Source organism: Vibrio rubrogenes (genome assembly GCF_059641415.1).
Genome location: NZ_JCARSY010000060.1, coordinates 1 through 10807, shown reverse-complemented (window position 1 = coordinate 10807; position 10807 = coordinate 1). Strand labels below are relative to the sequence as shown.

Annotated in this window: 10 protein-coding genes; 3 read left to right on the top strand and 7 right to left on the bottom strand. The window is 45.5% G+C overall.

Translation table 11 applies throughout. The annotated features are described in order from the left end of the window. Positions 1–547 precede the first annotated feature (547 nt). Complete coding sequence (locus AC55NX_RS19985) at positions 548–1918, top strand: MATE family efflux transporter (protein ID WP_496997326.1); 1371 nt, start codon at positions 548–550, stop codon at positions 1916–1918. A 135-nt stretch (positions 1919–2053) separates the two neighbouring features. Here AC55NX_RS19985 and AC55NX_RS19980 read toward each other — a convergent pair whose 3' ends face one another. The 7 genes from AC55NX_RS19980 to AC55NX_RS19950 form a co-directional block, all read right to left on the bottom strand. Then, positions 2054–2908, bottom strand: coding sequence for a DNA ligase (locus AC55NX_RS19980; protein WP_496997325.1), 855 nt, complete (start codon positions 2906–2908; stop codon positions 2054–2056). A gap of 159 nt (positions 2909–3067) precedes the next feature. After that, positions 3068–4243, bottom strand: coding sequence for a tetratricopeptide repeat protein (locus tag AC55NX_RS19975; protein ID WP_496997324.1), 1176 nt, complete (start codon positions 4241–4243; stop codon positions 3068–3070). A gap of 2 nt (positions 4244–4245) precedes the next feature. Continuing rightward, positions 4246–4872 carry an energy transducer TonB gene (locus AC55NX_RS19970; protein ID WP_496997323.1) on the bottom strand — a complete coding sequence of 209 codons (627 nt, stop codon included), beginning with the start codon at positions 4870–4872 and terminating at the stop codon, positions 4246–4248. Continuing rightward, positions 4872–5276 carry an ExbD/TolR family protein gene (locus AC55NX_RS19965; protein ID WP_496997322.1) on the bottom strand — a complete coding sequence of 135 codons (405 nt, stop codon included), beginning with the start codon at positions 5274–5276 and terminating at the stop codon, positions 4872–4874. Before AC55NX_RS19965 ends, AC55NX_RS19970 begins: the two co-directional genes overlap by 1 nt. Further along, positions 5273–5812: a MotA/TolQ/ExbB proton channel family protein gene (locus AC55NX_RS19960; protein ID WP_496997321.1), complete on the bottom strand. Its 540-nt coding sequence runs from the start codon at positions 5810–5812 to the stop codon at positions 5273–5275. The genes AC55NX_RS19965 and AC55NX_RS19960 overlap by 4 nt, the downstream gene beginning before the upstream one ends. Then, entirely contained in the window at positions 5812–7173 is a 1362-nt protein-coding gene (locus AC55NX_RS19955) for a MotA/TolQ/ExbB proton channel family protein (RefSeq protein ID WP_496997320.1), read from the bottom strand. The genes AC55NX_RS19960 and AC55NX_RS19955 overlap by 1 nt, the downstream gene beginning before the upstream one ends. A gap of 1 nt (position 7174) precedes the next feature. Beyond that, the gene (locus AC55NX_RS19950) at positions 7175–7942 is read right to left on the bottom strand and encodes a DUF3450 domain-containing protein (RefSeq protein WP_496997319.1); all 768 of its coding nucleotides are present in this window, start codon (positions 7940–7942) and stop codon (positions 7175–7177) included. A gap of 307 nt (positions 7943–8249) precedes the next feature. Between AC55NX_RS19950 and AC55NX_RS19945 the strand changes: the two genes are divergently transcribed. Continuing rightward, complete coding sequence (locus AC55NX_RS19945; RefSeq protein WP_496997318.1) at positions 8250–8984, top strand: glycerophosphodiester phosphodiesterase family protein; 735 nt, start codon at positions 8250–8252, stop codon at positions 8982–8984. Between the two features lie 568 nt (positions 8985–9552). Continuing rightward, on the top strand, positions 9553–10677 hold the full coding sequence (locus AC55NX_RS19940; protein ID WP_157371874.1) for a hypothetical protein: 1125 nt from the start codon (positions 9553–9555) through the stop codon (positions 10675–10677). The last annotated feature ends 130 nt before the right edge of the window (positions 10678–10807 follow it).

Sequence of the window (10807 nt, the reverse complement as noted above, 5' to 3'; positions counted from 1 at the left end):
GACACGGTACGCGATGCCATTGATGAGAAAATGGGCGCTTTAATGCCATTATTCGAACGGTTCTTAGCCGCAAATAACACCGATGTTGAATCTATCGGTCAAGCCGCTCAACAGGCTCTCTCCAAATCTGACCGCTCGTAATCAGTTCCGTCATGATCTAGGGTCATCGGCCCTAGTTTCAGCCAAGCTGAACATAATGCGCAACCTCATGAATATCCAAATTCTTTTTCGTTCTGTTCAAACAAATTTTGCTGTGCCTTAAGCGATTCCTCTCAACATTATTGCTGCCTCTTTAGTATGACAGTGATAGAATATATTCAGACGACACTCATATGATAGCTTCATTGAATATCGTCAGTGCAAGGACAGCAAAATGAGATGACTCGGGGTCATTTGTATCATCTCAAGCAGGGCTCAGGCTATCGGGCTGCCGTTATATACCAAATGAAGCGTCAGAGAACAAATATGATCTCTGACGTCTCAGAAATATGGGGTATATATAAATAGCAGTAAATTACGTTTTATTTTTGTCTCATTGGGTAATTTTGTGCATCTCTATAAAGCAGAAACAAAAAAATTATTTAACCTTGCCGTTCCGGTATTAATCGCCTCAGTGGCACAAACGGGAATGGGATTTGTTGACACCGTGATGGCAGGTGGTGCCAGCGCTGTCGATATGGCTGCTGTTGCTGTCGCCGGTAGTATCTGGATGCCAACTATTCTTTTCGGTATGGGGATCTTAATGGCTTTAGTGCCTGTGATTGCTCAATTGAACGGTGCAGGCAAACAGAACAGCATTCCTTACGAAGTTCAGCAAGGTATCTATACGGCACTTTTGCTCACCATCCCGACCATTCTGATTTTGTTCCAGACCAACCAAATAATGGTCTGGATGGACATCGATCTCCCACTGGCAAAAAAGACCAGCAACTACATGTATGCCATGATGTTTGGTGCACCGGCTTTCTTGCTCTTTCAGGCGCTGAGAAACTTTACGGATGGGATGTCGATGACCAAACCAGCAATGGTGATTGGTTTCCTCGGCTTACTGATCAATATTCCGCTGAACTGGATCTTCGTCTACGGTAAGTTCGGTGCTCCGGCATTGGGCGGTGTCGGGTGTGGGGTCGCAACAGCAATTGTCTATTGGCTGATGTTCTCGATGCTATGTTTTTATATCATCACAGCAAAACGGCTAGAGCCGATCTCCCCTTTCAAGTCACTTTCTCGTATCAATAAGAAAGAACAGATTCGGATTTTCAAGCTAGGGCTTCCCGTCTCAGCAGCCTTCTTCTTTGAAGTATCACTCTTTGCCGTGGTTGCCCTTCTCGTTGCCAAATTAGGTGCAACGGTTGTGGCTGCACACCAGATTGCTGTGAATTTCTCATCGATGGTGTTCATGCTTCCGATGAGTATCGGTGCAGCGGTCAGTATCCGTGTCGGCCATAAGCTCGGTGAAGATGACTTTGAAGGCTCAATCATCGCCTCAAAAGTAGGGATCGGCTTGGGTCTGAGCACTGCGGTCATCACCGCGACATTAACGATCCTGTTCCGTGAACAACTGGCTTGGATGTATACAGACAATCTTGAAGTCATTGCATTGGCGGCTCACCTGCTGTTTATCGCGGCGATTTATCAATGCGCCGATTCGATTCAGGTTGTCTCTGCCGGAGCTTTGAGAGGCTACAAAGACATGAAGGCCCTTTTCTACATTACCTTCATTGCTTATTGGCTATTTGGACTGCCTTTCGGTTGTATTCTAGCCCTAACGAACTGGATTGTAGAACCGATGGGCGTTGCCGGATTCTGGGTCGGATTTATTATTGGTCTCTCTTCAGCGGCACTGATGTTAGGGAGTCGGCTCGGATGGATCTTCAAACAACATTCGATTCCTAAATTGAATATCGCTTCGTCATAATGTGATAACCACAAGATGATTTTAACAGGGGATGCAATGCATCCCCTGTTATTTGGGGCACCCGCCAGTCCCCACACCCATCACAGAATGCAGTCATAGAAATCATCATCAGAAAAACCGTTAAGCTGTTTTGATTCAAGGCAGCCGTTCACGGAGAAATCGCGCAAAGCGGGGCTTTCCTTTTGTTGTCATTCGGTCATAACGATAAGTAATCCAACTCCCGATCGTCGGAGGCGATGCTCTCTGCTGATCAGTCAAACCACTACCAATATAAAACTCTATTCCACGGCGATCTCGTACCAGGAGTGCCCCAACCTGATTCTGATATTTCCCTTTTCCTTTTTTGTAACCTATCACCTGAGCTTCATCATCCAGATAGGGTTTCATCTTGAGCAACGTGTCACTACGCCCGGAATGATAAACAGCATTCCAGTCACGTAACATAATCCCTTCGCCATTGGCTCGAGTGATGCGCTGCATAAATTTGTCCAGCGCCTTTTGCGATGTCAAAGCAAATTGCTGAATCAGATGAATATTGGAAATATCAGGCTGGCTGAGTAACCATGATTCTATTTTCTGATAGCGTTGATGATAAGGGCCGATACCGAAAGGAATATCGAACAACATGAATGACACCTGTTGCCAGCTTTTTGGATCAGGATGCTGATCCAGAATCGTCTGCTGAACTAAATGAAACCGCCCTCTGCCAGCCCAGAGTTCACCCTCAGCCGGAAACGGCGGCAACTGGCGTAAAAACCACTGTGGGGCATGAATCTGCGTACCATTTCGAGTTCGTAACTGCTTGCCGTCCCAAACCCCGCGAATACCATCCAGTTTTTCACTGACTCGGTAATGGCTGAATTCAAGTTCATCACGGTTGGGTGTGTAGGTATTGGCCAACATGACTTGTTCAGGAAATTCATCATGTAATCCAGCGTTAGCTCCCTGTGCCAGAATCAGGAGCGAAAGAAGGGTCATTTTTATCTTCACAGTAGCAATATCCTGTTATCGGTTGATCTGCCGATAACATGACTGAGCATAATAGAGACGTCATCTCATCTCTGGCTTCTATTCGAGGGAGTCTTAGATTTCCCATTCATCAGTGACATGACGACTCATCAATGTTGTGATATGGCTCGAAGTGTGTAGTTAAGACTCTCTGTTTTTTCGATATTCATGCAGTTGGGTCAGATACTTAATCCAACTTTTAGCCTCGTGGGACGGTTGAAGGCTATCGGCCTTCTTCGCCTGACTGAGTGCCTGCTCAAATTGATTGAGCTTGTAGAGTGCTTGCGTCCGTAGCAATGCAATATCTGCGGCTTGAGCGTGCCCTTGCAATAAGGCCAATGCGTCAAGCGACTCCTGATAATTTCCTTGCTGTAATTGTAAGCGGGCAACGTTCCGGTAATATTTTTTATCGTGTTGGGCTGCGAGCTGCCAGTTTTCAATGGCTTTATCCCACTCTTTTGCCTGCTGCCAGTAGTAAGCCGTTTGGGTGAGTTCTTCAAGTGTCGGTGAGGATTGCCCAGCCAACTCAGCCATCACCCGGGCCGCTCTTTCAGGAATGCCGTTTTGGGCATAAAGACTCGCGAGCAATTTCAGATTCTGTTCCGAAAGTTTCACGCCTTTCAGTCGTGCCAATTCTAATGAAGCAAGCGCTGAGCGGAACTGTTTGGTTTTGAGCTCCATATTCACCAATTGCAACCACCAGTTACGCTGCTCAGGTTCAAGCGCCAGCAACCGCTTAATGGTTGGAATTGCAGCTTTGTACCGAGTCAGCTGGATTTGTGCCCCCAACTGAATTGAGAGTGGCGTCACCGCATCTGGCAGCTGGAAATCTTCATACCGGGAGATCGCATCCAATGCTTGTTGCCACTGAGATAACAGATAATGAATCTGTCCGATTCGCAGCCAGAGTTGGGACAGATCTTTTTTCGGTGGTGCGTTGTCTGCCAGCTGCCGATAATAGGTTACCGCTTCTTGATACTGATGATCATTCGCCAACAGATCTGCCAGCATCCGCTTGGCTGACCAGCCCAGTTCATCTTTGAGTTGGTTTGATGTGACCGCGTAACGTGCTTGCTCAATCGCAGGTTTACTTTGACCATTTTGCCAGTAGTAATTGGCTAAAAGTAAAGCGATATAAGCCTTGTCTTGTGGTTTCGCCGCGGTGACTGCACGCAAGGTCTGAATCGCCTGTTCCAGTTGTTGTTGCTCGACCTGTTTTTGAGCTTGCATCACTTGGGCTGCGACATGACGACTCAGTTCGACCGCAGAGACAGCGCTCGCATAGAGCCATAACAAACCGATAAAAATATATTTCATCTTCATTTATCCATCTCAAACTTGATGACCTGAGTCATTCCCACCTGTTTCTCTGCCTTACCGTTGACAACCCGGGGCTGAAACTTCCACTGGCTGATCGCCCGTCTGGCTGACCGATCAAAAATCCGTTTAGGCTGGCTGTCGATCACTTGAATATTGACTGCCCGTCCGGTCTCATCAATATCGAACTGTAATGTCACAGAACCCTCAATCTCCCGCCGCATCGCTTTCGGCGGATAATCAGGCTTCACCTGATAAAGAGGAATGGCCTGCTGGCTGCTGCCTATTGCATTGATATCGAGCGCAGGCGCCTGAATCGCTACGCCGTCCAAACCCGCAGATAATCCCAGCTCAGGGACAGACGCCATCGTCGGAGCATGATTGACCGACGACTGTTGCTGAGCGGCAGTCATCATTTTCGGTGCTTCAGGCGGCTTTGGTTTTTCCGGCACCGTTCTCTGACGGCGCTGCACCGCATCATCCGGTTCGGTCATCAGCATATTAAACTGCAAAGCACTCTGCTCTTCAGGTCTCTGATGCGAGCCGTTATCAACCATCCAAGCCATAAAGCTAAACAGACCGACAGAAAAAACAATCGCGACCGGCAGAGCAAATAACCAGCGCATCATTACCGTTTCTCCGTCGCCAATGCAATTTGTTTCACACCAGCACTCTTGGCTGCATCCATCACTTGGACGACCGTCCCGTTATAAGCGTGCTCATCGGCTTGGATCACCAAAGAAGCATCGGGTTTGTCCATTAGCATCTGTTCCAGAGTTGCCTGTACCCGCTCGACATCAACACGCCGCTTATCAATATAAATATCATTGGCAGCCGTTATCGCCACAAATACACCGGCCTGTTTCTGGCTCACCGCATGTGACGCATTCGGCCGGTTCACTTCGACACCGGATTCGCGCACAAAAGAACTGGTCACAATAAAAAAGATCAGCATGATAAATACGATATCCAACATCGAGGTCAAATCGACCTGCGCTTCATCCTGCTTTACTGAGCGTCTTCCCAGTCTCATAAACGACTCCTCAGTGATTTTTCGAGTTTCATTTCGAGCCACTGACATTTTTTATACAATCGGGCATAGATAAACATACCCACCAGCGCGGCAACCATACCCGCCATAGTCGGCAGGGTGGCCAGAGAAATTCCCGAGGCCATCAGTTTCGGATTACTGCTGCCTTGATTCGCCATCACATCAAAGACGGAAATCATCCCCGTCACCGTCCCGAGCAACCCTAACATCGGGCAAATACTCACCAGCACTTTGATAAAATTCAAATTTTGATGGAGCGCGTTGTGGGCCTGTCCCAGCCAACCTTCACGGATTGAGCGGGCATACCATGAGGTCTGATCATGACGCTCAGTCCACGTTTGAATCCAGTACTGCTTCTGTTTGGGAAAATGAAAAAACAGATAGATCAAGCGTTCAATCACCAGTAACCAGTTCAAACAAACAACCGCTGCCAGCCACCATAACACCGTACCGCCCTGTGCCATAAAATGGCTTAGCGGCAACAGTAATTGATGAAATGGTATGAAAAAACTTTCCATCACGCGGCTTGCTCCACATCATCTTTCGCGGCTTGATCGTTTTCTGCTTGTGCGGCAACTAAACCAATTCCCTGTTTTTCAAGGATGGTACGGATACTTTCTGCCTGAGAGGAAAGGATGTTGTGTGCCAGTAGCATCGGCATCGCGGCAACCAATCCCAGAACTGTCGTAATCAGAGCCATTGAAATGCCGCCGGCCATCACTTTCGGATCACCGTTCCCGAACTGCGTAATGACCTGAAATGTTTCAATCATCCCTGTCACGGTCCCGAGTAACCCGAGCATCGGCGCTAACGCAGCAAGCAATTTAAGCATCGACAAGCCCTTTTCAAGATGACTTTGCTCATCAACCACAACTTCCAACAGACGAAGTTCCAACGCTTCAACACTCCGGTGTTTTTCTTTGTCATAAACACTCAGCACCCGGCCTAACGGATTATTACCGTGTTGCTCCGGCGTTTTCAGTTGCGCTTTAATTTTTTGTTTAATCACTGCCAGTGAAATGCCCCGGAAGAGACCGATAATGAGACCAATGGCAAGCAGCCCGAGAATGATATTCCCGACAACACCGCCTGCTTTTAACCGATCCAGCAAGGTCGGAGCATTGGCAAGCTGCGCCAACAACGTCCCTTTTGACGGATCAACAATCAGCGGCTGGGTCTGACCGGCCAGTAATGGTGCAATACTGCCCAGCGTCGGTCCGTCATCAGGTTGCTTGAGATAAGGAATCGCCACCTGTTTGTTATGATCCCAGTTCATATAACCTTGATCGGTAATCAAACCAAATGAACCGAGACGAGCAGCCGCTTCAGTGTTTTTGATTCCCGCTTCATCGACATAAGGAATATTCACAGATGCGACTTCACCACTCGCACGGATTTGCTCATTCATACTCTGCCACAGCCCATTAAGCTGCTTGAGTGATGGCAGAGATTTCGCGGCCACAATGTCATCGACAACCGGCGTATAAGTCTGTCGGTCAATCTGAGTAATCGAATGGGACAAATCTGATTTGAGGGTTTTGGCGTTTTGCCGCACCACACCGAAGATTTCACCCAGAGAGCCGGTTTCAAGCCGGAGCTTTTCTTCCTGTTTCGCCAAAGCGCTTTCATTCTTACTGAATTGGGATGTCAGTGAGTCAATCTCTTTTTGCAAGGCGGCTTTGGTTTTTTGCAAGCGTTCCGCTTCTTCACGTAACGTTTGCTCAGTTTGTTGAAACGCCCCTTCTCTCTCACGATTATGTTGCCGTTCCTGTTGTTGTGCGGCTTGTGCCTGATTGACCAATGGCTTTTGGTTCGTATCAGCCAAGGTCGGCGTCGTCAGGCTTAATAAACAAAGGCTGAGGCATACTTTCAATTTCATCTTATTTTGCCTCCGCAACAGAAAGAGAAACCGGAACATCCAACAAGGTCGGTGCGATGTGTTGATTGGCTAAATCAAACGCCTGATTGATGCGTGCTAACAGCGCAGTATCGCCATTGAGCCACTGATGAGATTGCATGTCCCACACCCAGAACGCCTGATGATTTAAACTTCTCGCAATCAGACTCAGGCGACCGACATTGAGCATATCGACTTCGCGGGTTACATCGTCTGACGTGGTAATATTATCCTGATAGGTTGCGATCTTATTGCCGTAATCCATTTCGATTTGGTAGGCCTCTAAAATACGGCGATACTTTTCTGCCTCACTCACATCGGCTCTTCCCATCAACGCAGTCAATTTCTCAACACGTTCCTTGCGCTGCGCAAGTTTGATCGGCTTATCCTGTGCAATGATCTGTTTCAGTCCGTCAATCATGTGATACATCAGGGGAACAATCCCCTGCCGGGTTTCTTTGATATCATTGATTTGCTGCGTCAGACTTGTCATTTCTTGGTTCTGGCTATCAATCAATGTATTCAGATGATGACGATAAACTTGTAAGTTATTGACCTCTTCTCTCAGCCTTTCGATTGATGCTTTCAGTTCAATTGATTCAGAGGCACTCTTATCAATGACCTTCTGACTATGCGCTGAGGCTTGATTGGTCTTTTCCTGAATAGATTGAGCTTGATCTATTTTTGTTGCAAATGTGGGAAATGCTGTCAATGCAGTCAAAACGAATGCACTGTATCTGAAACGATTCATAGAGATAAAGTAGGTTGTGTCAAATTGATTTCATCTTAATGAGAAACACTCTCATTATCAACAGATAAATCAATTCGATGCTCCGATTTGCGCTAAACTATCGCTCATCAAACCTTTGCTCAAACAAGAAAGCAGACTGGCTCCATACATTTTCGAGGCTGTTTTCATCAACTGACTGAATAGCATGACAACTGTCCCGCTCTTATCAATATTCATTTTTATCGATACACATTGAATCACACGCAACGCTATCGTTTACAGTGACTTCAGTCTATGATTCACAACACTTTTTGGTAAGGAGTACACAATGCAGCCCCGAATTGTCGGACACCGCGGTGTCGCCGGAAACTATCCGGAAAATACCATGGCCAGTATCATGGCCGCAATTGACCTCGGCCTTGAATGGATCGAGGTGGATATTCAGCCCACCAAAGATCAGGTTCTGGTGGTCTGTCACGATTACAAAATTAACCGCTGTAGTAACGGTAAAGGACGCATTGATCAACTAACCGTCGAGGAACTTCAACAGTTCGACTTCGGCAGTTGGTTTGCACCAAGCTTTGCCGGAGAAACCATTCTGACTTTACAAGAACTGCTCAGAGTCGTGAAAGCCACGGGTATTCATGTCAACCTCGAAGTGAAGCTCGATCATGATGCAGTCGGTCCGGTGATTGCGTCACTCAAGAAAGAACTAGAGACCAGTGATGTCTCACCCGATTCGATTTTATTATCCAGCTTCCATCATGATGTGATGCGGGAAATGAGTCGTCAGCTTCCTGAATTTCGTCTCGGTGTTTTAGCCGAAAGACTGAACAAAAAAATTATCCGTCTGTTGGATGAAACATCCGCTTTCAGTTGCCATCTCAATGCACGTTGGCTGACCAAGAAACAGATTAAAAAGCTACGTGAAAAGTCAGTTGAGATTTGGTGTTATACGGTCAACAATCCGCGTTTCCGACACCTGTCTGCCGTTGATGGGATTTTCAGTGATTTTCCGCAACGGTTTTTAGCACCGGCAACGGCACAAAAAACAGAAGGTTGATGCGTAGCGGAAAAACCATGGGGGGAAGTGTCTCGACGGCACGGCCTCACTGCATTCGCGAGTGTCAGAAACCACGGTTTAATGTAACAGAGCCTGATGCAGAAGTGGTTAATACAGATAAGCTGATAGTCTGAATGCAATCTATCAGCTTCGTTTCCCCCCTATGTGACTGGATCTTACAGGTTACTCTGAATCAGTTCTGCCCTAAAATGCGTTACAACTTTTCTGACCCATCAATATCAATACTCAAGCAAGAAAAACCGTATCCTCTTTCAGACTGTTTCAAGTTGATAGAAATCTATTAATTGAAAAACGACAATATAGAGTGCTTGTTCTTAGACTCATACACTTTAAACTCTATACTAATATGTTTTCATAGGTGCTCTATATGTTCTTTCAAACAAAGTATTATTTGCTCAAGCTACGCAATTTGCTTTACCGCATGCCACTGCAATATAAGTTGTATAAATTTCGAAAAGGTAGGTATGGGAGAGCACAGAACAACCTTAAATATGTAGCTTTTACTTTGTTTTGCATGCAGTCCGTGAAGCTGTTTCCCGAATACAACATGTCTCAGCATGAAAAAATAGCAAATAAAGTAAGGAATAAGGCTTTTGGCTTTTATGATGTTGGTGGCGAATTCAACGAGAAACTATCTGTTGATGAAGAGATTGTTTTAGAAAGTGTGCCTCTAGAGATGTATCAGGGTTTAATTTCAGACTATCACAATTTATGGCGGTATAATGCAAGACGAAACTTGCTAAGCTTTCTCGAAACCTCTTGGGATGAGACACCTCAAAGTCACATAAAAACAGAAGAAATCAATGAGATTCAAGCCAATCAAATATGTGTGGCAGCTAAAACGGCACGCAAAGAGAACCGACAAAAAGTAAAACGACTGACCAAGAATAGATTGAATTATTTTGCGGCTGACATTGTTGGTAAAGTAAAAGTAACTAGTCAGCAGTTCTCAACATTTCTCGCTTTCTTGACGGCAATGTTTTTCGTCAGCGGCTTCCTGCATACTAAACTTTTGTTTTGGAACTACGACATAAATGTTGGGGACTTTTTCACAATTAATGATTATGTGTCTGCGAGCATTGAATCGATAGCTTGGCTTTTGGTAACCACCGTCATATCTTTGCTTGGCGTTCTATTCGGTTCAGTTAATGCAGTGAAGCAGATTGCTGTTGAAGAAGATTATGGGAAAGATGATAAGTCAATAACATTTGCGAGTTTTAGTTATAAATTACTGACTATTGGATTTATTAGCCTACTAATAGTCCCAAGCGCTATGACAGGGAAGATAGAGCCCAGCACTATTTACTTAGGTGCAATTGTAGCCTTTTATCTATGCTTTTTTAGATTGCCTATCTGGCGTTATATCGAAAATTACAAACAAGTTTCAATCTATCTATTTATAGTTGTAGCCATGGCTATAAATCTTGTCTATTCATCTATAGATCATGCGTACAAACTAGAGAGTAAACCTAATACGGAGCAGTATTCTGTCGTATTCAAAGACTCAATGAAAAGAATGCCTAATCATTCGTTAATCATGCTAAATTCTAATTTTGGCTTCTTTTTAGCACATGATACTCAAGATCTGGTCGTTGTAGCAAGAGGAGAACTAAAGATGATAACTGCGAAAAAACATGACTCAATTCTTGATACTTTGACTGTTCATTGGTGAAAGGATATTGTCCCAAAATAAGCCGTAGGATGCAGAATGTAGGTGTACGATGAAGTCACACGGCATAATCAAAACTGTCGAGACTGTCCTGATTTCTGTGTAATTGTCTAAGCTTAAGCCTTAAAAGGCT

Excerpts from the sequence above, each read along its gene's own strand:
- AC55NX_RS19975 (WP_496997324.1), bottom strand. The coding sequence starts at position 4,243 with ATGAAATATATTTTTATCGGTTTGTTATGGCTCTATGCGAGCGCTGTC.
- AC55NX_RS19970 (WP_496997323.1), bottom strand. The coding sequence starts at position 4,872 with ATGATGCGCTGGTTATTTGCTCTGCCGGTCGCGATTGTTTTTTCTGTC.
- AC55NX_RS19965 (WP_496997322.1), bottom strand. The coding sequence starts at position 5,276 with ATGAGACTGGGAAGACGCTCAGTAAAGCAGGATGAAGCGCAGGTCGAT.
- AC55NX_RS19960 (WP_496997321.1), bottom strand. The coding sequence starts at position 5,812 with ATGGAAAGTTTTTTCATACCATTTCATCAATTACTGTTGCCGCTAAGC.
- AC55NX_RS19955 (WP_496997320.1), bottom strand. The coding sequence starts at position 7,173 with ATGAAATTGAAAGTATGCCTCAGCCTTTGTTTATTAAGCCTGACGACG.
- AC55NX_RS19950 (WP_496997319.1), bottom strand. The coding sequence starts at position 7,942 with ATGAATCGTTTCAGATACAGTGCATTCGTTTTGACTGCATTGACAGCA.
- AC55NX_RS19945 (WP_496997318.1), top strand. The coding sequence starts at position 8,250 with ATGCAGCCCCGAATTGTCGGACACCGCGGTGTCGCCGGAAACTATCCG.
- AC55NX_RS19940 (WP_157371874.1), top strand. The coding sequence starts at position 9,553 with ATGTCTCAGCATGAAAAAATAGCAAATAAAGTAAGGAATAAGGCTTTT.